The organism is Sorangium sp. So ce394 (assembly GCF_051474665.1).
Taxonomy (GTDB): domain Bacteria; phylum Myxococcota_A; class Polyangia; order Polyangiales; family Polyangiaceae; genus Sorangium; species Sorangium cellulosum_D.
The window spans coordinates 1385806-1412319 of the sequence record NZ_CP150339.1; the positions used below are offsets into that span (position 1 = coordinate 1385806).

A 26514-nucleotide genomic window follows, 5' to 3' on the forward strand; every position below is an offset into this window, starting at 1 on the left:
GCCGGACCCAGGGCCGGGGGGAGCCTCTCGGTCCCCCTGGCGATACGACCCCGGCACGCGACGCGCTCACTCGAACGGATTGGTCGAGTCGGCATTCGGCTCGGGGAGACGCTGCGCGAACACATAAGACAGATAGCCTCGGATCTCGGGATCGATGTTCGCTATTCTTTGAGACAGCGCATCGAATCCGTTTATCTCTCGCTGGAAGATCCTGACTTCCTCGTACTGCGCTTGAACGTGCTCTTCCGGACTGAACGCGGTAGACAGGCGATTCACGAAATTCGGATTTCTTTGAATTTCGCGCCTGAGTAGCGTGGCCGGTCGATCGCTGAGCCCGGCACTGGTAAACGTGTCGAGCAATTGATTCACCTGTCTCACGGCCTGGGCATAGTTTCCGTCCTGCGCCAGAGGTGCCAGCGCCTCATCGAGCCTCTCTCGTTCGTGGGAGCTCCACCCAGACGATGAGTCTTGCGAGCGCCGGGTGTTTGAACCATTGCCCCCCGAGCCGTTCCTCGAGTTCCTCGAATGGTGGTTAGAACGAGACGTGCTCGAGCGGTGGTGACTCGACTGTGACGAGCTCTGCCTGCTGCTGTTATTGCCCATGAGACCCGCTTCGTCGGTGAAGTTGACCGGATCGTGCCCCACGTACGTGTACGGGTGGCACTCCATCAGGCGGTCCACGCAGAACTCCGGTCGCATGAGCGCATACGGGTCCGGGGTCGCGAAGCTCGCCAGCGTCGAGACATACTCGCGTGCGCCCATGTGCACGAGCCCCGTGTCAGGGTCACGCAGCTGGCCGGTGAAGCCGAGGACGATCTCCGTGCTGGCGAGGCCCGAGGACGCGTCGCCGATGCCCCGCGCGAGCGTCCCGAACGGCGTCGGGTCGACCGAGAAGACCACCTCGCCGCGCTCGTCGACCACGCGCCGCACGGCCCCGAGCTGATCGTCGACGAGCGCGAGCACGCGCGCCTCGTTGACGACGAGCGCGACGCGCCGCTCTCCGAGGCGCACGAGGCTCTGGCGCTCCACGCCGTCGTCGCTCGTCGTCCGCGTGGGATAGACGACGAGCGACTCCGGCACCTCGCGCTCCCCCTCGCGGCGGAGCGAGCGCTTCGAGACCCGATCGCCGACGACCTCATAGCCGTAAACGATGGCCCTGCCGTCGACCTCGACGCGCCGGAGGCGCCCCCAGGGGTCGTACTCGGCGTGGCGGAACGACCCGAGCGCGACGAGGCGCCCGAATTCATCCACTTCGCCAGAGCTCCCCTCCGGAAGCGGCAGCCCGTCGCCCGCTGCTTCGACGCCGAACGGGCGCGCCTCCGCCCCCTCGCCCAATGCGGCGACCTGGCCGGACGGCGTATAGTTGTAGGTGTGAGTCACGCCTGCTACGACAGCCCTGGTGAGCTCGCCTCGGGCGCTGTACTCGTACGACGCGACATCCGCTGCCTCTCGCGCGGCGATGATGCGCCCGTCCGCGCGGCGGTCGTAGGCGACATCCTGGAAGGCTCCGCCCGCGCACGACGCATCGCCCGCGCACGCCTTGAGCTGCACGAGCTCCCCCGTGCTCGCGTCATAGGTGAGCTGCCGGTGAAGCCGCGTTTGCGGGATACGGTAGCTCGCGAGATCGCCGCGCGCGTTGTACGTGATGTCCGCGAGGAGCGGGACGGCCGCGCGCCCGCCAGCGGACCACGCGATCGACGAAGGAGCCCCCGATGGAGTGCGCGCGAAGCTGAACACACTGCCAAACGGATCGCGGTAGGAGGCGAGCGTCCCGTCGAGGTCGTACGTGAACCGCTCTTCATACTCGCGGCGCGCGTCCTCGGCCTCGAAGGTCACCCGCCGGCCCGTGACCCGACCGTCGCGATCGTACGCGAAGGCCTCATGCACGCGGTGCCCGCCCACGCGGTCCAGGATCGTCGCCTCGCCGAGGCGCCCGATGAGCTCGGGCTGCGCCGGATCCCCGTCGCGGCCGTCGTAGGTGAGCTCGATCTCGTCCCAGCCGTCCGGGCGCGACGACGACGACGTGAAGACGGAGATCGGGCGGTCGAGCGCGTCATAGGTCGTCTCGACGCCCTCCGAGACCTTGAACGCGCGGTCCCAGGTGCGTTGATCGAGCACGCGCCCGCGCGCGTCACGGATCCACAGGCGCGTGAGGCCGCCGGGGAGCGACGTCATCACGACGTTCCCAGCCGAGTCGTGGGCCACGCGGCGCGGCGCCTCGGAGCCCGCGAGCACGATGGCGCGCAGGCGCCCGCTCTCGTCCCGCTCGTAACGATGCACGTGCCCGAGCTCGTCGACGACGGCGTAGATCTCGTCGTTGCGCGCGACCTCGCGCCGCGTCTCGCGGCCCGCGCCATGCCCTGCGCCGAACTCCCGCTCGATCTGCCGGCCCCAGGGCTCGATGGCGATGCGCGTCACCAGGCCCGTCGCCTCCGTGCGGGTCGTCCGGCGCCCGAGCCCGTCGTAGACCGAGGTCTCCCCGCGCGCCGCGCCCTCGGGAGGCGAGGGGAAGCGACCCGCGTCGAACGCCTCGCCGACGGACGTCTCGCTGGAGTACGGGAGCGCGTCGAAGATCAGCTCGCCGCGGCGGGCGTAGCGGGTGAAGGAGACGATGCGTGTGCCCCCCGCCTCGTGCGCCACCGCCTCGCCGAGGGAGAGGCCGTCAGCGCGGAAGGCAGCCAGGCGCTCGACGGGGGGGCGCCCCGCCTCCGCGCCTTTCACGACGATGCGAACCAGCGCGGGGCTCTGCGCGCCAGCGTCGCGGTGAGCGAAGCGGCTCTCTGCGCCGCTCGCGTGCGCCACCCGCACGATACGATGGCGGGCATCAGCCTCGTTGAGCACCACGTCGCCCTGCGGCGTCCGGAGGTGCGTGGGCCAGATGCTCCGCGCCGGGACGGCGCCCTCGGCGGCCGGGGCGAGCGCCGTCAGCGCGCAGCCCGTCGTGCCGTAGCAGTACTGCGTCGCGTGACCGAGCGCGTTCCGCGCCTCGACCACGAAAACGCCGGTCGGGTCATAGATGTTCGTGATCAGGATCCCGTCCGCATCCGAGCTCTCCACCACGTTGCCGAACGCGTCGTAGCGGTACGCCTTCACCCGTGCGCGCTGGGCCTCCAGCGGCGCACGCACCGCCGCGGGCAACGCGGCGAGCGCCTCCGCCTCGATGAGGAGGGGCTGGGTCGCGCGGATCGGCAGTGGAAGGTCGGGCCCATACTCGTACGACGTCTTGTCCAGCACCCGCCCTGACGAACCCGAGAGCAGCGCAATTTCCCGTCGCGCCGTCAGCACGCCGCGCGCCTCCCAGCCCGCGTCGTACGAGAAGGTGTTCACGTAGCGCCGCGCCGGCACCTGCGTCCCGTTCGGCCCGGCGACCGCGGACGCCGACTCCTCCTGGCGGACGAGCCGGTTGTAGGCCGTGTCGTACGTGAAGGTCTGCGTCACCGTCGCCGCCTCCGCGCACGGCCCCGCGACGCACGCGGGCGGGCAACCCGCCTCGCCGCAATGCGCGTCCCGAATGCTCGCCTCCTGCAGGAACGCCGGCGTCTTCGGCCCGGGCGCCGGCGGCACCAGGGCCCACTTCTCCTCGTGCGCCCAGAGCAGCGCCGCCACCTCATACGGCTCCTCGCTCCAGGTCTCCGCCGTCTGCGACACCGCCTCGACGCCGCTCGGCCACAGGGTCGCGCTCGCCGCGATCCGCGCCGTCTGCGCGGCCGAGAGCCGCGGGTGGAACGACTCCTCGGTGCGCAGCTTGCCGGCGAAGAAGCGCCTCACCGGCGCAGCCGCCGACGCCACCTGGTAGACGCGCCGGCGAACGATGCTCGCCGAGCTGTCGTCTCCGACATCGAGCTCCTCGCTCTGCCCGAAGCCCGCGAAGTTGCGCTCCCGCTCGTTGAAGTACGGCGCGTGGTACTGAAGCTCGCGCACCCGCGGCGGCTCCGCACCCACGGCCGTCAGGTGCCGCTTCACCACAGTCGTCGGGTACGGCAGCGCCCGCACCCGCGCGTCGTCCCGGCCGAAGCGGCGCGCGTCGCGGATCAACTCGTCCGTGCTCGTCGCGTATTGCAACGCGTGCTTCAGACCCGGGCCCTCTTCCGCCTCCGCCAAGCGGTCAGGACCGATCAGGTTCTTCACCCCATCTCGGTTGAAGTCGATGACCTTGATCCGGCCGCCGCCCGCGTTCGACTCGTAGACGAGGATCTCCTCCGCGCCGTCGGCGTCGATGTCCAGGACCCGGGTGTTCCACTTGTTGTCCGGATCGACGGACACCCCTTCGTCGAGCGGCATCCGCCGCTCGGCGGCGAAGCCCTTCTCCCCTCGTCCGAGCCAGACGCCGAGCTCGTTGGCCGCCGCCGTCACGTTGACCAGGTCCATGTCCCCGTCGCCGTTGACGTCGATCAGCCACATCGCGTTGATGTTTTGGCTCGCCGCGAGCCCGGGCACCGACACGAATCGGCCCTGCCCGCACACCGGGTCGTTCGCGCTCGAGTCCCCGAACAGCAGCCCTCCCGTCAGCTTCGCCACCGAGGACGAGCCTGCCGGGTACGCCACCACCTTGCCCTGGTTCTCGTAGACGCAGATGCCCTTCTCGCCGGCGCCGCTCGACCGGATGACCGCGAAGTCGGTCAGCCCGTCGCCGTTCGCGTCGAGGAAGCGATAGGCCGGGTTGTCGAGCTCCGTCCCCGCGCCCTGCCGGAACGGGAAGGTCAGCCCCACGAGCGGCTTGAACGACAGCGCGCTGGCGCCCGGCTCCGTGACGTTGATGAACGCCGTCCACGTGCTGTCCGTCGACCCGGCCACCGTGGTGAGCAGGTCCGCCTTGCCGTCGGCGTTGAGGTCGATCGCCTGGGTCCGGCCGCGCGCGAACCGCGAGAGCTCGACATCGACCACCGTCGAGCTCGGCGCCGCGGAGAACGGTCGCGTCCGCTCCCCGCGGCCCGCATAGTGCGCGAGCTCCGTTCGCGTCCCTGACGCCGTGGCCTGCACGAGGTCCGTCCGACCGTCGCCGTCGAAGTCGCCGGGGAGGAACACGCTCGTCGCCTGCGCGGCCGCGTCGAACCGCGGAACGTCGCTCCGCGACACCCCGCCCGAGATCCGCTCCACCGAAAGCGGCGCGCCTGCGGTCGTGAACAGGCTCGCCTCGGCGAGATCTCCGCTGTTGTACGACGGCACGCTCGTCCCCTCGCGCGCCGAATACCGCACGATGTCCGCGAGGCCATCGGAGTTGATGTCCATCAGCTCCGAGCCGCCGCTCGGACCGAAGCCGAAGACGTCCGGCACGTCCATGTCATAGACCAGCTCGTGGCCGGCGAGGTCGTCGGCGCCCCACGCCGTGTACCGGAGCCGGATCAGCGGCTCGGCCGGCGTCGACCGGTCGAACGGCGCCTGGCTGCGCCCGAACCGAACCACCCCCAAAAGCTTGCTCTCGCTGCTGAGCGAGGCCGCAACGCGCTGCCGGTCGGACGCGAAGTCTTCGCTCGCCAGCGCCTGGCAATCCGGGTGCGTCACGATCTCCGGGCCGCTCTCGCCGTGCACCGCGTGCACGAAGCACCAGGTGTACATCGGCTCGCCGTCGAAGCTCGCCACGAGCTTCGTGTACAGCTGCCCCGGCCCCTGCGGGTAGCCCATCAGGTGGCTCACCCGCCCTTCGCGCCGCGGCACCGACTCCAGCGTGTACACCGAGCGCCCGCCGGCGAACCGCACGCTCTTGAGGTACGACCGGTCGCCCGCCTTGGTGTACTCGTACGACACCGCATCGCCTGTCGGCGAGATGGCGTGCACGAGCGGCCACCGCGTCGGGGAGAACGTCGACGAGCCCGCCACCCCCTCGGCGACGGTCGGCTCCTCGCTGTAGATCTCCCGCCGGCCGTCCGGATACACGACCTCGAACCCGGTGAACGCCACATTCTGTAGCGCGCCCGATACGTCGCGCATTGTCACGGTCCCGCCTTGCGGATACCGGTAGAGCCGAACGGCCGTCTCCGAGGCGTCGAGCCGGTACTCGATCCTGGTCTTGCCGCTCACCGTATCCGTCTTGACCCAGATCAGGCGCTCGGCGCCCAGCGACAGGCGCGCCGTGACGTCCTGCGAGCTGCTCAGGCGAGCGCGGTAGGGCACGCCCCAGTCGGTCGTCATCTGAATCGACGGCACGCTCAAGCGGAACCCCACGCCGAACCCTTCCGAGAGGTCGGCGGCCACGGATCCATAGGACAGCGCCACCTTCACGTCGGAGGATGCGCGTGACGGCAAGGTGGGAAACGGAAGGCTCGCCGAGAGCTCACCGCGATCCGGCGAGACCATGACGCCGAGCGCCGGCCGCACCCCCAGCTCTGATACATCGCTGGGCGACGTGGCCGTCGACGACGGCTGGCTCGAGAGCTCCTCCCCGGAGCTCGTCACGTCGTCCCCTGGGATGTTACCTCCGCACGCGATCAGCACGAACGCTAGACCGCCAGACCATATTATCCTTCGCCTCATTGCTAGTTCACTCCTTCTGATGAGGGAATACCCAAGACCTTCTCGACGAGCGCATGCGCGGCGCCTTCCGCGCCGATGCGCCCGTCGGCAAACTCCACCCAGAGCGGAGCGAGGGCCGTCTCCATGGCGCGCACGCTCGCCCAGCCGGCCGAGACCGCCGGCGCGCGCAGCACGCCCGCCTGCTCCACCTGCGCGGGCGCCGGCGCCTCCGCGACGCCGCCCTGCGCGCCCGGCGGCTCCGAGAGCGGCAGCTTCCCGAGCGCCGCGAAGACGCGCTTCTGCCCCTCGCCGCGCAGGTAGGCGACGACGCCGTCCGCGGCGCTCGCCTCGCGCTCCTTCAGCGCCGGCGCGCGCTCCACGCCGTACGTGCGCCCCACGCTCCTGAGCGGCGGCCCCCCGCGCGAGAGCGACGGCAGCGGCGCCAGCCCGAGGCGCTCGCCGAGCGCGCGCCGGAGCTCGGGGATCCGCCACTCGCCGAGCACCGCGAACGGGACCTGCCCCTCCGCGAGCAGGCGTGCCGCGCAGTCCGACGTGCACGCGTGAGGCGAGAGGCCGTACGTGAAGCGCAGATCGCCGAGGAGCGCGAAGGCCTCCTTCGCGGCCGCCTTCGCCTCGCGCTGCGGCGCGGCAGGCCAGAAGACGTCCGCGAAGAGCGGGAGGAGGGGATGGGTCTCCTCGGGGAGCGCGAGGCCATACGCCACATCGCCGTTCGCCTTCAGCGCGAGCGCCTGCGTCACGAGATCCGGAAAGCTCGCCGGCGGCTCGGCGACGCGGCTGCGGTCATACGCGAGCACCGCGTAGTCCGCGGCGAAGAGCGGCGCGACCTTGCCCGCCTCCGCCGGCTCGAAGGGGCGCAGGACGAGGTGCGCGCCTCGGGCCCCCGAGAGGCCCTCCTCGGCCGCGCGGGGCCTGTAGGTCACGCGCACGCGCACGCCCGGCTGCGCCTCCAGGTAAGGCTTCAAGAGCTCCTCGACGCGCGCCCCGAAGTCGGCGCTCACCGACTGCGCGAGCTCGAGATCGACCCCACGGTCGCGCTCGCCGCGGCGCAGCACGAGGTACGCGAGCGAGAGCGCAAGCGACACGACCCCCACCGCCGCGGCCGCGGCGACGATTCTCTTTCTTTTTGTCATGGTCCTTCTCGCCTTATTCGCCTGTGGGCTCCCACAGCGTCGCCGATTCGAAGGTGCAGGCTCCCTGCCTCAGGCCATACGTGATCTCGTCGAACGCCGGCCTGTCGAAGATGATCTTCGCCGTCCCTCCCGACAGCCGCGAGGGGCAGCGGAGCACGTGTCCGAAGTTGACGACCGTGGAGTTCACGAAGTCGAGCTGGCCCCTGCCCCCCACCGAGAGCATGACCGACTCGCGATCGAAGTAGCCGGGAGCGCTCGTGAACGTGCTGTCGACCGCGAGGAGCCCGTCCTCGGTCCACGTCGCGCGGTCGTCGTTCCACGCGACCGCCATCGGGCCCGACACGCGCATCCCGACGACGAACGCCTGCACGTCGGCGCTGAGCGTCAGCGCGCGGAAGTTCGCGACCGAGCCCCCGAGCCACTCCCCCCGGAGATCCACGAGATCATCCGCCGTGAGATCGGGCTGGGCGAGCGACTCGATGCTATGGCCCCCGGCGACCGGCCACGAAACGATGGACACGCGCGCCCGGTCGGCCGACACCCCGTCGGTGAAGGCGCGCACGCTCGAGCTGTGGAGCGCGAGCGTGCCTCCCGAGAACACGATGCCTTTGTAGAACACCGGCGCCGTGTCGCCGCCGATGACCACGTCGCGGACCCGCAGGACGAGCCCTCGCGCAGCGCTGCCCGCGGCCTGCACGCCCACGCGCGCGAGCGGCGCCGGCGGGCCCGCGGTGCTCCCCGTAGGGGCGCGCGACACGAGCCGGAGGTGCTCGAGATCGACCGTCAGATCCCCCTGCACCAGGAGGGCCGGCTGCGCGTCGGTGCACGCGGTGCTCGTGCCGAAACCGCAGGTCGGTTGCGCCACGGTGATGGTCGAGCCCTCCGGCTCGCCGATCATGCGCACCTTGCGCATCCTCGCGGGGAGCGTCGCCGCGTCCAGGGTGAACGGCGGCCGGCTCACCGCGGCGCGCTTGCCCACGCGGACCTCCAGGGCCTCGGCGTCCACCGCGCAGTTGCGCGTCAGGGTGGCGACGGTCGTGGTCGACAGGTCCGCGCCCTCGCGGAGCGTGACCGAGCACGTGCGGTCCGGCACGAGGCACGGAAGCGAGACCAGACGGGGCGCCGCGTCCTCGCTCTTGCCGGCGTTGTAGGCCGCGATGAGCCGCGTCAGCCACGTCCCGCCGCCGTCGTGGCCCGAGAGGCCGAAGCGGCGCTCCCACGTCTCGCTCGCGGTGCAGATGGGCAGATCCAGGGTGACGCCGCCGAGCGGCGCGCGCCGGCTCGTCGTCCCGTTGAGCTCGAGGCGGTCGGTATAGCCCTTCCGCTCGCCGTCCAGGCACCCGCCGGTGCTCGGATCGAGCGAGCCGCTCTCGCACTCGAGGTAGCCGTCCCTCAGGACCTTGTGCGTCGGGACCCAGCTGGCCGTACCGCACCGCTCCAGGCACACGTCGAAGAACGGCATGTCGGGCTGGATCTCTTCGTCTTCCGGGACGACGTCGGTCGACTCCCACGAGCTCGGCACGGCGAGGAGCTTCCTCACGTCGCTGAGCGCCTTGGCGCGCTCGGCGTCGGTGAGGTCGTTGTAGGGCCGCCCGTCGAGCGACTCGACGAAGAACGACGTATTCCCCTTCTTGACGAGCACCATCCACCGGAACTCCACGCTCGGCAACCAGGCCGAGTGGACCTCCCAGCCGTCGTAGGGCTCGGCCGCGCGCTCATTCGCGCACGAGAGCTGGATCGGCGCGGCGCCCGGCTCGGGCGTCCAACCGGGGCTCCCCAGGGGAGGGGCCGGCGCGCGCCGCGCGCGCTCGGCGATCCCGAGGTGCTTCATCAGCCCCCCGCAGCGGTTGGGAATCACGAAATAGCGCCCGGGCCCGGCCTGAGGGGGCTCGCCGTCGAGCCGGTAGTCGAGGAGCGACAGGCCCTGCGTCCTCGGCTCCGCGTAGACGCTCGCCTCCGCGGAGATGCGGTCCGGACACGCGATCATCGGCGCCGCCGCGTCGATGACGACGTCGGTCCGCTCGGCGATCGCGCTCCGCCGCACGCCGAAGAGCTCGCGCACGACGCGCTCGTCGAGGCACCCCTCCAGGCGGAGCAGGATCGTCGTCCCGTCCTCCTGCGGCAGCTCGGCAGCATACCGCATCTCCGAGCCCGCCGCGCCGATCGCGCGGTAGCGAAACAGCGTCGGCTTGGCGGCCAGAACGGCGTGCGCGCTCGTCGTCGCCACCTCAGGCTCGCCCGCACCTCCGCAGGCGCTCGCGACGACCGGGACGAGCGCCCACAACCATCTTCGCGTGTTCATCTTGCTCGCCTCGTTGCGCGCGGTCACGGGTGGAACTCGCTCATGCACGTGTCGACCGCCCTCGCGGTCATCGCGGTGTTGGAGACGTACGACGCCGGAAGGCCGACGCCGCTGCACAGCGCGGCGGCCGTCTGCGCGCCGGAGACGACCGTCCCGGCGACGTCCGCCGCGCAGAGCGCGTTCACGTCCTTCACCGGGCGGCCGGCGGTCGCGTCGACCTGGTTGCAGGCGTTCGTGAAGAACGTCCGGTTGCGATTCCGGATCTCGCAGAAGTAGATGCTGCACTGCCGCTTCATGAGGTCGTTCTCCACGGCGCTCCGGTTTGCCAGGAGCGCCATGTCGCGCTTCATGAGGTCGAGCTTCTCGAGGAGGGTCATCTCGTTCGGGACCGCCGGCAGCTCGGCGCGCGCGAGCATGTCGCGGAGGCCCTCACGGCTGTTCTGCAGCTCGACGCGGACGTCCTTGCCCTGGTGCTCGTAGAGACCGCTGACCCAGCGATCGACGAAATCGAGGATCGTCTGGCTCCGCAGCACCGCGCGCTCGTACCCTTCGTGGAGGCGCGCCACGGCCGAGGGGAGGGGCCCCGAGCAGAGCCCCGCGGTCTCGCTCTCCGGGAGGCAGAACATCGACGCGATCCCCTGGTAGGAGCCGACGAGGAGGTCCTTCTTTTGCACGAGGCCGCCGAGGAGCGCCGCCGAGTCCCGGAGCGAGCTGTCGGCCATCTCGATCTTGCGCGCCAGCATCGCCTTGAGCGGCGGGATCGCGCTGCCTTCGGGCGGGGCGTCCTCCGTCGCGGTGCCGAAGTAATCCGCGAGGAGTTCGCGGGAGACGGTCTCCGCCGCCGCGTCGATCGCCGCCGGCGAGGGCGACGACACGACGCCGCACGTGGCGTCGTACCCCCCGTGCAGGTACTCCGCGTAGCATTGCGCCATGCTCTCGGCGTGCCCCGTCAGGCTGAAGCTCGAGGTGTCGTAGCTCATCTCGAGCCCCTCCCACCGCACGCGCGTGAAGCTCGCCTTGGCCATGCCCCGGTGCATGCAGAACGCCTCGCGGGGAGCGAGCTTCGTGGTGAGCTCGCCCTGGTAACGATCGTCGAGCTCTGCGAGCTTGCGGCAGTGGAGGAGCCCCTCGAACAGCGCCGCCGCGTTCCTCTGCGACGGGAGCAGGCCCACGGTCGCGGCCTTCTCGAGCTCGTGCAGGCCGTGGTCGACGTCGCCGTCCGGGCGATGCGCCTCGCACACCCCGTTCAGGAAGTGCACCGGCGCGCGCGGCCCCACCTTGACCTTCAGGATCCCATCGACCTTCTCGATGGGATAACCCTGCCGCGGGAGCGCGTCCCACTGCGACGGCTCGCACGGACCGGACCAGATCTGCGCCCGCAGGTGGGTCTTCCGCTCCTGCAGGTCGCACGACGCGAGCGTGCGCGAGCACTCGTCGTCCTCCTGGGCCGCCGCCATCCTCATCCCCGGGAGCGTCGCGAACACCGCCGCAACGACCAGCGGGATGTAGGACGCCAAATCCTGTCGATCCATCGGACAGACTCCTTCTCTCATCAGATGTAAATCTTCAGCTCGCCGGCCCGCGCGCGGACGTCAGCGCACCGGCTTGCGCACGAAGATGAACCCGAGCTTCAACGACGGAGCACCCTGGTTCAGGCAGCGAACCAGGTTCTCGTCGGCGATGATCTCGTACGTCCCCACGAGCGGATGGCCCACGAACGGATACGCGTTCTGGATCAGGCCGTCGGTCAGGCGCCGCTCGAGCCCCTCCGCGGTGTACGGGCCGCGACGGAAGCGGAGGTACTCGTCGTTCATGAGATCCATGTCCGAGCCGCCGTACACCGGGATGAGCGCCGTGACCGGCCGCTTCACCACGAGGCTCGGCACGATCTCGCTGCTGTCCTTCGACAGGCGCGAGAAGACGGTCCCGAAGCCGAGGTGGGTCATCTGCATCTGCTGAGAGCGGCACGACGAGCTCGAGACCCCGGCCATGACGTGCACGAGGCGCATCGGCTCGCGCTCGTTCATCGTCATCTCGTCCCAGAGGACGAAGTTGCCGAGGTTCCGGCTATCCGCCTGCGAGCCGGCGAACGGCGAGATCTCGAAGCGCGCGCGCCCGTTCTCGAGGAGCTCGGACACGAGGCCGCTCGTCTTCTCCAGCGTGAACTCGGCCACGCTGCCCGCCATCGTCTCTGTGCTCCAGGCGAGCGAAGAAGGTCGGCAGACCTCGCTCGTGCCGACCGTCCCGCAGTCGCTGAGGAACGAATCCAGCTCGGCCGCCGTCCCGATGAACGTCCTGTCCGGAGACAGGTGCCCGACGTCGCCGGCGAAGTCGCTCAGCACGTTGTAGCGGTTCCGGTACAGGTTGTAGGTGAAGTTGACGTTCTCGACGACGCGGCGCTTGGCCTCGAGGAACTCGCTCGCTCCCCGCGTGAGCTCCGCCTGCATGTCCTCGAAATCCCAGAAGAGGACCTCGGCGGCGTCGTTCACGGGCGCCATCTCGACGAGCCCCATGATGCGCGTGCGGCTCTCCAGCACCGCCTCGCGCATCTCCCGCTCGATGGCGAGCAGCTCGTGCTCGAGATCCTTCGCCTCTTCCACCATCCGGATCTGCCGGCGGAGATCCTCGATCTGGACGAAGGTCGCCGCCCGCTCGTCCTCGATGACCGACGCGAGGAACGCCATCTGCCCCTCCGAGATGTTGATGGTGTTCTGCCGGATCTTCTCCCGGATGTCGTTCAGCACCTGGCGCTTCGCGTCGTAGTGCCCCTCGAGATCGTGCACCCTCCCCTGGTAGTGGCCGATCCGGCTGATCTGCGCCTCGATCGACGACTTCATGGCGAGGAGGTTCTGCTTGTCCTGCTGGATCTTGCTCGCCTCGATGTCGAGCTCCCCGAGCGCGAGGGTGAGCCGCTGGATCTCGATCTGGGCCTGCTCGCGCACGTTCTCCTGCTCGTCGATGTCGAAGTCGACGAGCGCCGACTCGTCCGACTTGGTCTGGAGATCGGCCACGAGCGCCGCGCGGTCGGCCCGCAGCTTGGCGACCGTCGCCGTGAGCTCCGCCCGATCCAGCCTGCACTGGATCGCGTGCAGCTTCTCCTCGCCGGTGATCTCGACGACCTCCTTGTCGAGCTCCGCGAGCTGGACCGAGATCTCGGCGAGCGCCCGCTTCTTCGTCCACTCTTCGATCAGCTTGTGGATGTCGAGGGCGTTGATCTCCCTCCTGAGCTCCTCGACCCGGACGTTGAGCTCGTGCCGCTCCTGCGCGATCATCTGCTCGAACTGCAGCTCTCCGAACTGCCACTCGTAGACCTGCGCCGCCGTGTCGGCCGCGACCTTCGCCGCCGCCGCCGCCGCCTCGACGAAGCGGAACGTCTTGACGGGGAAGATGCCCATGATGCCGGTGTCGCCGTCCGGGATGGCCGCGAGGACGGCGGCCGTGGCCGAGAGCGCGAGCGCAGCCCCCTTCAGCGCGTCGAGGCCGTTCTGTTCGGCCATCGCGGCGTCGAGCGCCCGCATGCGATCGTTGATCTGATTGATCGTCGTTTGCCACATGTCGCGCTGGTGGTCGAAGATCTTGAGGTTCTGATTGTAGAGCTCCTCCGCGACCCGCTTCAGGTTCTCGTCCTTCGTAGAGCAGCTCGTGCCAGAGCCGTCGATGCACGCCCTGATCTTGTCGATCTCCTCCTTGCTCTTGGTGGAGAGCTCCTTCCGCGCCATGCAGATCTCATCGAGGAGCGCCGGCTTCGGCGCCTCGATGGACGGCGGGCTCGTGCACGAGGCCCCGGAGACCGGATCGGTGAACCCCTGCGCCGCCCCGGTGTAGAACGCGAGCTCGGCGTCGACCGAGCAAATCTGGTGCACGACGGGGACGCGCATCGATTCGAACACCGTCTCCTGCGAGGTCCGCAGCCGGCTCGTGATGATCTCGGAGCCCTCGATACGCTTCTGCTCGAGCGCGATCTGTCGCTCGATCTGCGCCTTGCGGTTGTCGACGAGCTCGAGCTCCTTGTCGTCGGACGCGACGCGGTTCAAGAGCTCGTCGATCTGCAGCTCGAGGCCGTCGCGCTGCATCTCGAAGTTGAAGGCGGCGAGCGTCATGTCGATGTTGAACTGGATCTCGGCGATCTGCTCGCGCACCGCGTCCTGGTCGAGCGCGAGGAGATCTTGCTCGCGCTGGCCCCGGAGGAGCACGATCTGGTTCTCGAGCTCCTTCGTCTCGCGCTTCAAGGCCAGCTCGAGCACGCGGATCCTCTGCTCGAGCTCGAACGTGGAGATGTCGCTCTGGAGCGCGCTCAGCTTCTGCTGCACGTCGTTCTTGAGCTGCTCGGCCATGTCCTGGAGCTGCGCCATCTTGTACACCTCGAGCTCGATGGCCCGAGAGTGCTTCATGTTGGCCATGTCGAACTTCTGGTTCTGGAGATCGGTGTATTTCCGCGCCCACGCCTCGAGCATGTTCTGGATGTTCAGGTCCTGCTGCTCGATCGCGGCCTCCTGCATCCGCAGCTGCTGGCCGAGCCGCTCGATGCTGATGAGCGGGAAATCCTCCGGATCGATGTTGATGTACAGGTAGCCTTTGCGCACCGAGTCGAGGCGGAGCGTCACGTCCTTCTCGATGGTGGCGAGGGTCGCGAGCTCGGCGGTGAAGAGGTCCCTGTCGGGGAGGGAGCCCTTGGCCTCGAGGACGAGCCAGAACGCTTGATCGTAATACGTGGCCGCCTTGTAGTACTCGCTCCCTTTGTCCCCGTCCGCCGCGGGCGCGTCGCCGAGCGCCTCGCCGACCAGGTAGCCCATGTGGTCGAGCCGCGCGACGGACGCCTCGCGGTACCAGACGTCGCCCGCCGCCACGAGCAGCTTCGCCTTGAGCCCCTGGAGCTGCGCCATCGCCTTGAGATACTTGTTGAAGGCGATGTTCTTCTGCTCCTCGCCCGTCCCCGAGCTCGTCTGCCGCGGGAGGCGCGCGATCCCCTGCTCCACGATCTCGAGCCCCGCCGTGGCCTGCGCGAGGAGCTCCGCGGGGCTCGTCAGCGCATCGCCGGGCGCCGCGGCCCCCTTGGCGTCGAGGAGCGGCAGCCCCGTGGCGCGAAAGCGATAGACGTTCGCGCGCTGGTAGTAGCACTCCGCGTCGCAGACGCGCGTGGTCATGGACTCGGGGCACCTCCCCCTCGCGCCGACGAGCGCCTCGAGATCGCCGAAGCTGTCCTCGAGGAGCGCCATGTTCGCGCGGTACTGCGCGATCTTCAGCTCCGAGACGAGCCGCCCGACCTCCGCGCGGATCGCGGTCTCGTTCGAAGGGATGCACTCGATCTCCTCGGCGCGCGCGGGCGAAGGCAGCAGCAACAGACCGAGGGCGAATGAAGACAACAGTCGTTTCATGGATCGCTCCAGCAAGCTTTGCCGTCGGCTAAAGACTATTGATGTACCCGATATAAGCCTTCGAGAGCCCCGCGACCTTCTCGACGAAGGCCGTCCGGGCCGGGTCGCTCGCGCCCGCCTCGTCCTTGAGCGCGCCGTAGGCCCGCGCCGCCTCGGTCAGGCAGGCGTCGACGCGTCCGGCGTACTCCGCGAAGTTCTCCGGCGTGAGCGCATCGGGGATCGTCGCGCACACGCCCAGCTTCTCCTGGGTCGACCAGCCGAGCCCGGGCGTATTCGCGATCTCGCGGAGGGCCTCCACCACGGCGCCGAGGAGCGCCGCGTGCCGCTCGAGCGTGGCGCGCGCCGCCGCCACGTCGGCGTCGACCCCGGCGGCGCTGGCGTTGCTCCGGATGCGGTCGATCTCGCTGCGCTTCGCGCGGAGGCGCGCCATGAGCGACTGCCCCGGCGGCGTCGTCGCCGGCGCCCGCTCGAGGCCCAGCGTGTCCCGCTCCACGAACTCGTAGAGCGTCGCCGTGTCCTCGACGGTCTTCTTGAGCAGGAAGATCTCGCGCGTCGGGAGCTCCACGGCCGAGTCCCGGAGGGCCGCCGCGTACTGCCGCTCTTTCTCGGCGAGGCTCCGCGACGTCGCGTCGATCTCCGCCTCCACGCGCAGGCGTATCCGCTGGTCGATGCCGGCGCGGAGCATCGACTCCACCTCGGCTTTGCGCACCGCCTTGCGCATCGAGCAGAGGTTCGCCGGGATCTGGTCGGCGAAGGGCCCCGCGTGGAACGCCCGCGCCTCCTCGAGGAGGGTCTCCCAGCCGGCGCGGACCGGCACGGGGAGGCCGAAGTCGGCGCCGAACCCGACATACCGCGCGTGCTCGTTCGCCCGCTGGTACGACAGGCACTTCTCCTCGCGCGTCTGCCCTTCGAGGTACGCGAGGCTATGGGCCACGAAGAGCTCGAGGTGCGCGGTGTTCGCCATCTGGAGGACCTCGTCGCTCCGGCCCGCCGGGGCGCCTTCCGGCTCGCGGTAGCTCCGGAGCGCCCCGACGAGGAGCTCGAGGAGCGCGACGCGGCGGTGGAGCTCGCGCGCCGCGGCCGGCTCGACGCCGGCGATGGGCAGGAGACGCACGGTCGTCACGGTTCCGGTGACCTCCTCGATGGGCACGGCGTCGTCCTCGATGATCTCGCCGCCCGAGCTGCCGCCGCCCGACGCCGGCGGGCGCAGCTCGTTCGAGGCGAAGGAGAGGAGCGCCGTATCGAGCGGCCGCCCTGCGGTCGCCCGGCGGAACGCCTCGTCGACATCGACGTACGACGGCGCCGCGATCGCGGGGCCGCTCGGGGTCGGGAGCGAGGCCGCGTGCGAGGCGAGCGACGCGAGCGCCGAGAGGGGCACGATGGCCAGCGCGACACGCCACGTGATCTTCTTCACGGCGTCCTCCTGCAGTACCAGGCCGGCCGCGAGGAATTGCAGTACTTCGCCATCCCTTCCTGCCAGAGCGTCTCGACGTGCGCGGCCGTCCGCGTGAGCTCGTTCCGGTTCGGCTTCGCGAGGGCGTCGTCCAGCGCGGCCCTGCCGGCTCGCTCGGGCGCCTCCATGGCCGTCCAGAAGTTCGTCCCCAGGATCAGCGACGTCGAGAGATCCCTGAGCTCGATCACCGTTCGCTCCTTGCGACTCACGTAATCCTCCATCGACAGGCCGCCGATCGCGGCGATGATCTCCGCCTCGATGATCGCGATCTCCCCGCGCTTCTCCGGCAGCAGGAGATCCGTGAAGCGGGTCGTCTTGGCGCCGATCGTCCCGAGGATCTGCGCTTTCCACGTCGCGTCGTACACGAAGCTGGGGAACGACTCGTCACCTCCGACGGGCTGCGGTGCGACCTTGACCGCCTCGACGCCGAAGAGGCCGTTGATGCGGTCACGGATCCCGAAGAGGTACTGCCGCCCCACGTCGATCTCGGTCAGGTTGAGGCCGTAGCGCGTCTCCACGCTGGACGCCGTCGCCACGAACGCCTTCATCTGGTCGCCGAGCTGCGTCATCTTCTCGTCGAAGCCGTCGCGCAGCGCGTCCGGCCCCGACGTCTCGTAGAAGAGCCCCCGCAGGCGCCCCACCGCGTACCGCCGGCCGTAGCGCTCCAGGCTGGCCGGCGTGTGCGACGACTCCTCGCACCCTTTCACGGCCTCGAGGGCCGCCACCATCTTCGTCGCGTGGTACGTGTACTTCATGTCGTCGGACGTGCCGAACGAGTGCTGCTCGCGGTAGAGCACCTGCTGCTCGGTCAGGAACGCCTCGAGGAGCGCGCTGGCGCGGACCGCGGCGTGGCACCGGAGGCTGTCGGCGCCCGTGCGGTTCGACAGCCCGAAGTAGGCCATCCCGAGGAAGTACCGCTCCTGCGGCGCGAGCCCGAGGGTCTCCACCTCGATGAGATCGACGATCTCCTGGTAGCTCCCGCGCGCCGCGAGCGTCTCGTAACAGAGGCGCTTGTTCTGCGTGAACACAGGCCCTTCCGAGGCCGCCGCCCTGCACGCGGGAGGCGGAGCGACGTCGGCGCGCGCGGCGCCGGCCGGGCCTACGACGCACGCCGCGCCGGCGACGATGCTTAGAACCCTGATCTTCATGGTGTCACTCCCGTCGGCGCGGCCGATCAGCGCCCCTTGCGGCAGGCCGCGATATTCGGCGAGGAACTGTCGTATTGCTCTATGACGCAGATGATGGATAGGTAGTTCCCGGGGATATGGCTGCCACGGAGCAACTCCCCGATGTAGTCCCTCCAGGCGGCGCTCCCCACGCACGGTTTGCCGGCCCTGTGGCAGGCGCGATCGGTCACGTTCTCGATCTCGTAGAAGCAGCCGTTCGCCTTGTCAGAGCACCTCTTGAGGTAGCTCGCGTGCTCCGCTTCGAGCGAGCGTTGCGTGTAGCCCTTGTCCTTGTTCGCGGGGGTGTAGAACTCGCCGGTCCACCACGCGATCCCCTCGGGCGCGGGGCACGGGCCGACCTCCACGGGCGTCTGCCAGCACCCGTAGGCCCAATCGTAGCTCGCCAGGAGCTCGTCGCGCGAAGCGGGCGTCGCGTTCGTCACGCGCTCGTTCGTCCACCTGTAGAGGCCATACCGGGCCGCCTGCTCGATGTTCGCGTTGATCTCGTTCGTGAAGTACGTCCGCTCCTCGTCGAAGACACGCCCGCCGTCCAGGTTCGTGCGGCGCGGGTTGCTCCTCTTGCCGTCTCCGACGGCGCGACCGAGGATGTCGTTGAGCGGGTCGGCGAGCCCGAGGTAGACGGCGTAGGCGCGCGACATCATCGTATTGGCCTCGGCCTCGCTCGTGTCGCCCGTCTTGCTGTACTCCGCGTAGGCCGCCATCGTGTCCTGGAGCTCGCGGTCGTTCGGCTCCCGCCCGAACACCCAGAAGAACAGCTGCGCAATCCTGGCGCGACCGGGGCCCCAGCACCCGACCTCCAGCATCCGCGTCTTGCTGGCTGGCGCGTTCGGGTCGACGAAGAGGTACGGCACGGCCGCCCTCGGGACCGACTGCGCCGCCGGCGCCCCTTCGGCGAAGAAATTCGCGGCCGTCGGGCACGTGAAGCGAACCAGCGTCTTGCCGCCGCCGAGCTGGAAATAGCGCGCCGAGGGCGACTGATCGGCGGTCTGGAAGATCTTCACGCTCCTGTCGCACGCGAGGTGCGGCTGCCGGTCGGGATCCGAGGCGGTGAAGCGCGGGTCGCTCGTCGACAGCTCCTCGAGCGTCGCCGCGGGGTCGAAGCCGAATGCCCGCTTCATCATGTCTGCGTTCGAGCCGCAGTCGATCGCGTAGCCCTTCCCGCCGGCGATCAGGTAGGGCGTCACGCGCGTCCTGATCCCGGTGAAGGAATAGCGAACCAGGTAGAGCTCCGCCTCGGCGGCGTAGCTCGTCTCGGCCGTCTGCTGCGGGAGGTCGCGGCGGGCCCGCGGGAGCGCCTTCCCGGTGCTCGTGTGGCAGTTGATGTCCCGCGTGGCGATCCCCTGCGCGTTCCAGACATCGAGGACGGCGCGGTTGATGGGGATGCTCACCTGCTCGAGGTTGCTGCCGTCCGCCTTCGTCCACGAGAGCGCCGAGAGCACGTTGCTGCATCCTACGGTGTAGATCGTCCCGGGGTCGTCGCGGAGCCGGAGGTAGTACTCGGACTCGCCCTTCCCCAGATCGGCGTCGACGCGGCGATAGACCTGGAAAATTTGCTGGCGCGTGACGTTGGGATCGGCGTCGCAGCGCAGCGTATGGATGGGGACCGGCCCGCCCGCGTCGCGCTCGAGCTGCATCTGCATCGAGTCGAACGAGTCGTAGAACGCGGCCTGGTTGAGGTCGAGCGTACGCGGGTACCCGAAGCCCTCCAGGATCGGCCCATAGTTCGAGCCGCAGCCGATCTGGAACACCACGTTGGGCTTGTTGTCCTTGAAGCTCACGACGACCGGCACCTCGCGCGGCAGGTCGTCTGCGAGGTCCGGATTGTCGTAGACGAGGACCTCGGTCACGTTCGGCCCGATGACCTCCGCCGCGGCCGTGCCCGTGATCGGCGCGTTCACGTCGGACTCCGCCTCGCCGACGCAGCCAGACACCCAGCCCAGCGAGGCGGCCGCCAGGGCCGCGACGCACTGTCGTTGGTTGATCTTCACCTCGTCCTCCGCCTTGATTCGTCCTACCCCGGAGCGTCGGACCGACCGCCGCGATCCGAGCCCATGCTCGATCGCGCACAGCGGATCGATCCCGGATCCCAATCACGTTATGATTGGGATGCGTAAATGCGCTGAGAGGCGTTCTGGGTGAACGTGCGGGATGCGAGCGCAGCGCGGACTCCAGCTCGTTGCCTCGCGTCGATGGCGTCGACGAGCCGTGGACACGGATTCGCCGAAGAGAATTCGAGCAGAGTTGCGTCTGATCTCGCCGATGGCGTGCTCCCCGCCGCACCGTCCGGCCAGCTCACTGCTCTTAGTGCCGCCAGGGGGAGCGACCCTTCAGATTATTTTGAGTGGCCTCACTGCCCCGTTCGCTGATGCGGCCCGCCTGGAGCGCCGCTTCACCCACGCTGTTCGCGCAGCATGCTTGGCGGAATCGGAGAGCGCTGTGGGCCGCTTGGCGCTGGTGCCGCCGGGGAGCGGGGGAGGCGGGGGATCGACCGTGGTCCCCTGCGATGCGCTTCTGCTGCCAGCGCAAACCCGCGGCCTGAGCGGAGGCCGCCCTCGGTCGCCGGTGCGCTCCACGCGCCCGTCGGGCGCCGCCACGCCGCCGCGGGGTGTCCGCTATAGGAGAGCCCTCGTCCGTTATGGTGGACGAGGCCGCCGCTCCGTGGTACTGGAGGCCCACGGACGGAACAGCGATGCACTACCGACAGCTGGGTGACAGCGAGCTCCGGGTCTCGGAGCTCTGCCTTGGGACGATGACGTTCGGCGAGCAGAACACGCTCGAGGACGCGAAAGCGCAGCTCGACTACGCGTTCGACGCGGGCATCAACTTCGTCGACGCGGCCGAGATGTACCCGGTGCCGACCCGCGCCGAGACGCAGGGCCGCACCGAGAGCTACGTGGGCGAGTGGCTGAGCCAGAGGCCGCGCGACAAGGTGGTCCTCGCGACGAAGATCGCCGCGTCGGGCCGCCCTTTCCCGTGGATCCGGGGCGGCTCCCTCGCCGTCAACCGCGCGAACGTCCGGCGCGCGGTCGAGGACAGCCTGCGGCGCCTCAAGACGGACTACATCGATCTCTACCAGATCCACTGGCCGGATCGGTACGTGCCGCAGTTCGGCGCCACCGCGTACGACCCGGCGAACGAGCGCTCGAGCACGCCGATCCCCGAGCAGCTCGCGGCGTTCGCGGACGTGATCCGCGACGGCAAGGTCCGCTATCTCGGGCTCAGCAACGAGACCGCGTGGGGGGTGACGCAGTTCAGCCGCATCGCGGAGCACCTGGGGCTGCCGCGGCCGGTGTCGATCCAGAACGCGTACAGCCTCATCAACCGCACGTTCGACGCGGCGCTGGCGGAGGCCTCGCGCCGCGAGGACGTGCCGCTGCTCGCCTACAGCCCGCTCGCCTTCGGCCTCCTGACGGGCAAGTACGTCGGCGGCCCCCCGCCGGGCTCGCGCCTCGCCCGGTTCGAGGCGTTCGGCCAGCGCTACCGGAAGGTCAACGTGGACGAGGCGGTGCAGGCCTACGTGAAGCTCGCGCGCGCCCACGGCCTCACCCCGGCGACGCTCGCGCTCGCCTTCGTGCGCAGCCGCTGGTTCGTGGCGAGCACCATCATCGGGGCGACCACGCTCGCGCAGCTCGAGGAGAACGTGAAGAGCGCGGGGGTGGAGCTCGGCAAGGAGGTGCTCGCCGAGATCGAGCAGATCCACGCCCGCTACCCGAGCCCGGCGCCGTGAGCGCGCCGGCCGTGGAGGCGCAGATCGCCCGGCGGGCTCGGCCCTCGTACACCGAGGCCGAGAAGCGGCGCTTCATGGCGCGGGCGCTGGAGCTGTCGCGCGGCGCGCTCCCGAGCTGCCGCCCGAACCCGCCCGTCGGCTGCGTGGTGGTGCGCGGCGGGAGCGTCGTCGCGGAGGGCTTCACGCAGGCGCCCGGCTGCCACCACGCCGAGGCCATGGCGCTCGCGACGCTCCCGGGCGATCTCTCCGACTGCGCGGCGTTCGTGACGCTGGAGCCGTGCTCGTTCTTCGGCCGCACCCCGTCGTGCGCCAAGGCCCTGATCGCCCGGCGCGTCGGCGCGGTGTTCGTGGCCGTGATCGACAGCCACCCGCGGAACCTCGGCCGCGGGATCGCGCTGCTGCGCGCCGCCGGCGTCCCCGTCGAGGTCGGCACGCTCGCCGACGACGTCGCGTCGTTCATCGACGGCTACCTCATCCGCTGAGATCCCGGCACCGGCGCGCGACCCCGCGCGGGAGACACCGGCCATCCATGGCAACCCGGGAATGTCGCGCTCGAGCGGCGTGACGGGATGAGGCCGAGAGCGCGGATTGGCGCGCTTCACCCGCGCCCCGCGCGGTGAGCGCCGCGCGGTGAAACGTTGTTTGGTGTCAGATAGTGACTGCTTGTCTGGAGCCCCGGTGCATACTCCCCTGCCGGCGCGGCGAGGGGGGACCTCCCTGGCGCGGCATCGAAGCGCCCGTTGGCGCGCGAGCTCGCGGCTCCAGAGGGACCGCGCCCGGCACGGAGGGAGGAAGCTGTAGATGACGACGAAGCTATCGAGGCGCAGCCTGCTCGAAGGCATGCTGGTGATCGGCGCCGCGGGCTGCGCGGCCCCGGAGGCGGTGGCGGCCGCGGGCGATGGGGCGAAGGCGCCGGCCGACGCGTGGCAGCGCGTCCGGGACGAGTTCGAGGTGTCGCCGGCGTGGATCCACATGACGAGCTTCTATCTCGACTCGCACCCGCGGCCCGTGCGCGAGGCGATCGAGGCGCTGCGGCGGGAGCTCGACGAGAACCCGGTGGACGCGGTCCACGAGCACGAGGACACGACGCCGGTGCGGGAGGCCGCCGCGGCGTACATGGGCGCCCAGGCCGACGAGATCGCGCTGACGGACAGCACCACGATGGGGCTCGCCTTGCTGTACCTCGGCCTGCCGCTCAAGGCCGGGGACGAGGTGCTCACGACGGAGCACGATCACTATGCGATGCACGAGTCGCTCCGGCTCGCCGCGGAGCGGTCGGGCGCGGTGGTGCGGAAGATCGCGCTCTACGAGCGGGGCAGCGACGCGACGGAGGCGGAGATGGCGGGCGCGATCGAGCGAGCGATCACGCCGGCCACGCGGGTCGTGGCGATCACGTGGGTCCACTCGAGCACGGGGGTGAAGACGCCGGTGCGCGCGATCGCGGAGGTCGTCGCCAGGGCGAACCAGGGGCGGGCGCCGGAGGATCGCGTCGTCTGCGGCGTGGACGGCGTGCACGGCTTCGGGGTCGAGGACGCCACGATGGCCGACCTCGGCTGCGATTTCTTCTCGGCCGGCTGTCACAAGTGGATCTTCGGGCCGCGGGGCACGGGCGTGCTCTGGGGCAAGGCCGAGCTCTGGCCGCTGCTCCGCCCGAGCATCCCGCAGTTCGGCAAGGAGGCCTACGAAGCCTGGCTACGGGGGCAGCCGCCGCCGCCCACGAACGCCAACATGATGACGCCGGGGGGATTCCACTCCTTCGAGCACCGCTGGGCGCTGCCCGCGGCGTTCGCGTTCCACGAGCGCATCGGCAAGGCGAAGGTCGCGGAGCGCATCCACGCGCTGAACCGACAGTGCAAGGAGGGGCTCGAGGGCATGCGCCACGTCACGCTGCACACGCCGCTCGACGACGCGCTCTCCGCGGGGATCATCTGCTTCGAGGTGGCGGGGATGACGCCGGAGGCCGCGGTGAAGAGGCTCCGCGAGAGGAAGATCATCGCGTCGACGTCGCCGTACCGGAGCTCGTACGCGCGCGTCGCGCCGAGCCTGCTCAACGACGAGGCGGAGGTGGAGGCGGTGCTGCGGGCGATCCGGGCGCTCGCGTGAGGGAGCGAGGGAGCATCGCGGGATGACCGCGTCCGCCACGACGCAACGCCGTGAGGCGTCGCGTCGTGCGCGAGGGGCGCGGCATCCTCGGGGTGGGCTCGGGCGGCGCGGTGAGCTCCTGATGCGCCCGCGCCGCGCGCCTCATTTGATGCCGGTCGTGAAGCCGCTGTAGGTCACCGGTCCGTCGCCCATGTCGTCGTAGAGGTAGCAGTTGTTCTCCCCGCCTCCTTCGTGGCTGTAGGCGATGCACTGCGAGTCGTGCTGACAGGCGTACTTGCACTTCCTCAGGTCGCCGGATACGAAACCGTAGGGCCATCCGTCGATGAGCTTGTTGGTCAGCGTCTGCGAGTACGCGCCGCTCCCGGTGTAACCGATGTTGTCGAGGATCCAGTTGAGGTGGTACTCGGTGCTCGTGTACTTGTTGCGCATGGCGAAGGCGACCCACCAGTAGCCCCAGAGCACCCCGGACACGCGCTGCCCGTTGGTGAAGATCGGCCCGCCCGAGTCCCCCTTGTTGATGCGATCGTCGTTGGTGTAGAAGTATCCGTCGTCCACGTTGTCCGAGTAGAGGCCGTTCGTCGCGTACTTGAGCAGGCTCGTCGAGTTGGTCGCGCCGTCGTGCCGCCCGCGGCCGACCTGGGTGCCGGTCGCGTCGTCTCCGGGGTAATGGAGGTCGAGGCTGGCCACCACGGAGGTCGACGGGATCGGGTTCGCGAGCGTGAGGACCGCGATGTCGGCGAAGTTGCCCCCGCTGTCGTCGAGCTCGTCATTCCACGGATCCACGCCGGGCTTGAAGGCGACGTCGATGATGTCGGTTTCGGGCGCGTCGGGCGTGTTCATGGTGCTATAGAACTGCACCTTCGTGGTCCCCACGACGGGCAGGCAGTGCGCGGCCGTGAGGACGTGATTCTTGCTGACGATGACGCCGGTGCAGTTGCCGAGCGACACGACCCGCTGCCGCATCCACGCCGTGGCGGCGCTCCCGTTGATGATGGCGCTCGATTCGCTGTCGACGAGCTCGGCCTCGTCGCCGGCCGCGAGCGCTGCCTCGTCGCCGGTCACGCCCTCGGCCACACAGGCCGGCGCGAAGGCCGCGGACGCGAGGAGGCCGAGGGTTGCGTACATGCGGTGAAGCCGGTTCAAGTTCAAGAGGCTGGTCACTGGATCCACTCCTTAGCTTCGCAGGTTGAAACGCGTCGATCCGTCCGCCCAGCGTTCCCGAGGGCGAGTCGCAATCGCCTGCCTTGCGTCTGGCGTCTGGCGTTTCGTGTCTGGCGTTTCGTGTCTGGCGTTTCGTGTCTGGCGTTTCGTGTCTGCACTCGCCGTGCCGCGCGCGGCCACCCGGGGATGGAGGCGTGAGCGCGCGGGATCTGCGCCGGAAACCCGGCCGATCTGCCGAGGCCACGCGACGTTCGGAGCCCTCTGGCACCGGTGGCACCGCTGGCACTCACAGCTGGCACCGCGGCGGCGACCTTCAGAGGCGGGCAGCTCGGCAGGGCCTCCAGGCAAGGGCGAACGCCGCCGGCGAGGAGCTACGCCGCCGTGTCGGGGAGCCCTTCGCCGTGGAGCCCCAGCGGGACGCGGCACGGCAGGTGGACCGGTCTCGAGAGCGTGAGGGGACGCTGGCCGATCACGGGATGATCCTCCGCCGCCGGAGATCCTCGAAGATCCCCCGGAACATCGCCTCCGTCTCGACGTGCTCGTGGAAGCCGAACCGGCGCGCCTTCGAGCCGTCCGCGATCATGTCATAGTCCCACGAGAACACCGCATCTCCGAAGCGCCACGACGACACGTCCCGGTACGGGTGCCGCGCCAGGCCGTGTTTCTCGATCATGGCGTTCCAGAGCGGCTCCTTGTCGGCCATGACGTCCGCGAGCGGCATCGGCAGCGGGGGCGCCGCCTCCATGTCGAACATGCGGGCGATCTTCGGCCACATCTCGCTCCAGCGGAACATGTCGCCGTTGTTGATGTTGAACGCCTGGTTGCGGCACGGCGCGCTGGTCGCCGCCCAGACCGTGGCCCTGCCGAGCAGGCGCGCGTCGGTCATCTCGATCAGCCTGTCGTAGGCGGCCGGCTTGCCGGGGAACCGCAGGGGCAGGCCGAGCTCCTTCGACATCGCCGCGTAGACCGCGATGACCATGGCGAGGTTCATCGGGACGCCCAGCGCGAAGCCGCACACCACCGACGGCCGGAGGGCCGACCAGGACCAGGCCTTGCCCTTCTGCCGGGCCTCGAGGAACGCCTGCTGGTCGACGTTGAACTCGGGCGGCATGTGGTGCGCGTCGGTCTCGCGGGCCGGCGTCTTGAACGGGCCGAGGTGCGCGCCGTAGACCTTGTAGCCCTGCATCAAGCTGATGTGCTGCAGGCCCGACGCGACCGGCTCGACAGCGTCGACCACGTTGACGAGCATGGCGAGGTTCGGCGGCACGAGCTCGGCCCACGTGGGCCGGTCCTGATAGGCGGCGTAGAAGATGTGCGTGACCTCGGCGAGGCCGCCGAGCTTCTTCCGGCAGTCCTCCCGGTCGAGCAGATCGACCACCACGTGGCGGACGCGGCCTGAGGACGCGCCGCCGCGCCGCGACAGGCCGATCACGTCCCATTCGCCGAGCGCCTCGAGGTGATCGATGAGGTTGCGGCCGATGATCCCCTGCGCGCCGACGACCAGGGCGACCTTGTTCTGGATGCTCATGGTTTGCTCCTGCTTCGAGGTCTGTCCGCGCCCGGTCCGTGCTCGCGAGCGCAGGGGAAAGGTGGAGCGCGGCGGCC

Annotated in this window: 13 protein-coding genes; 3 read left to right on the top strand and 10 right to left on the bottom strand. The window is 69.8% G+C overall.

Going from position 1 to position 26514, the window contains the following annotated elements; translation table 11 throughout:
* Positions 1-66 precede the first annotated feature (66 nt).
* The 8 genes from WMF33_RS05145 to WMF33_RS05180 form a co-directional block, all read right to left on the bottom strand.
* Positions 67-6393 carry an RHS repeat-associated core domain-containing protein gene (locus WMF33_RS05145; RefSeq protein WP_437336085.1) on the bottom strand — a complete coding sequence of 2109 codons (6327 nt, stop codon included), beginning with the start codon at positions 6391-6393 and terminating at the stop codon, positions 67-69.
* 80 nt (positions 6394-6473) lie between these two features.
* On the bottom strand, positions 6474-7601 hold the full coding sequence (locus tag WMF33_RS05150) for a hypothetical protein (protein WP_437336086.1): 1128 nt from the start codon (positions 7599-7601) through the stop codon (positions 6474-6476).
* Positions 7602-7614: 13 nt separating this feature from the next.
* Entirely contained in the window at positions 7615-9903 is a 2289-nt protein-coding gene (locus tag WMF33_RS05155) for a hypothetical protein (RefSeq protein ID WP_437336087.1), read from the bottom strand.
* 23 nt (positions 9904-9926) lie between these two features.
* Positions 9927-11435 (bottom strand): hypothetical protein, encoded by a 1509-nt coding sequence (locus WMF33_RS05160; protein ID WP_437336088.1) that lies wholly within the window; start codon positions 11433-11435, stop codon positions 9927-9929.
* A gap of 60 nt (positions 11436-11495) precedes the next feature.
* Positions 11496-15278, bottom strand: coding sequence for a hypothetical protein (locus WMF33_RS05165; protein ID WP_437336089.1), 3783 nt, complete (start codon positions 15276-15278; stop codon positions 11496-11498).
* A 28-nt stretch (positions 15279-15306) separates the two neighbouring features.
* Positions 15307-16692: a hypothetical protein gene (locus WMF33_RS05170; RefSeq protein ID WP_437336090.1), complete on the bottom strand. Its 1386-nt coding sequence runs from the start codon at positions 16690-16692 to the stop codon at positions 15307-15309.
* Positions 16689-17879 carry a hypothetical protein gene (locus tag WMF33_RS05175; protein ID WP_437336091.1) on the bottom strand — a complete coding sequence of 397 codons (1191 nt, stop codon included), beginning with the start codon at positions 17877-17879 and terminating at the stop codon, positions 16689-16691. The genes WMF33_RS05170 and WMF33_RS05175 overlap by 4 nt, the downstream gene beginning before the upstream one ends.
* 26 nt (positions 17880-17905) lie before the next feature.
* Complete coding sequence (locus WMF33_RS05180; RefSeq protein ID WP_437336092.1) at positions 17906-19906, bottom strand: hypothetical protein; 2001 nt, start codon at positions 19904-19906, stop codon at positions 17906-17908.
* A 701-nt stretch (positions 19907-20607) separates the two neighbouring features.
* Here WMF33_RS05180 and WMF33_RS05185 point away from each other — a divergent pair.
* The 3 genes from WMF33_RS05185 (at position 20608) to WMF33_RS05195 (ending at position 23748) form a co-directional block, all read left to right on the top strand.
* Positions 20608-21645, top strand: a complete 1038-nt coding sequence (locus WMF33_RS05185) for an aldo/keto reductase (protein ID WP_437336093.1) — start codon at positions 20608-20610, stop codon at positions 21643-21645.
* 74 nt (positions 21646-21719) lie between these two features.
* Positions 21720-22127 (top strand): bifunctional diaminohydroxyphosphoribosylaminopyrimidine deaminase/5-amino-6-(5-phosphoribosylamino)uracil reductase RibD, encoded by a 408-nt coding sequence (locus tag WMF33_RS05190; protein ID WP_437339445.1) that lies wholly within the window; start codon positions 21720-21722, stop codon positions 22125-22127.
* Between the two features lie 319 nt (positions 22128-22446).
* On the top strand, positions 22447-23748 hold the full coding sequence (locus tag WMF33_RS05195) for an aminotransferase class V-fold PLP-dependent enzyme (protein ID WP_437336094.1): 1302 nt from the start codon (positions 22447-22449) through the stop codon (positions 23746-23748).
* A 141-nt stretch (positions 23749-23889) separates the two neighbouring features.
* Here WMF33_RS05195 and WMF33_RS05200 read toward each other — a convergent pair whose 3' ends face one another.
* Positions 23890-24909, bottom strand: a complete 1020-nt coding sequence (locus WMF33_RS05200; protein WP_437336095.1) for a trypsin-like serine protease — start codon at positions 24907-24909, stop codon at positions 23890-23892.
* A 469-nt stretch (positions 24910-25378) separates the two neighbouring features.
* Complete coding sequence (locus WMF33_RS05205) at positions 25379-26437, bottom strand: SDR family oxidoreductase (protein ID WP_437336096.1); 1059 nt, start codon at positions 26435-26437, stop codon at positions 25379-25381.
* Positions 26438-26514: the final 77 nt, after the last annotated feature.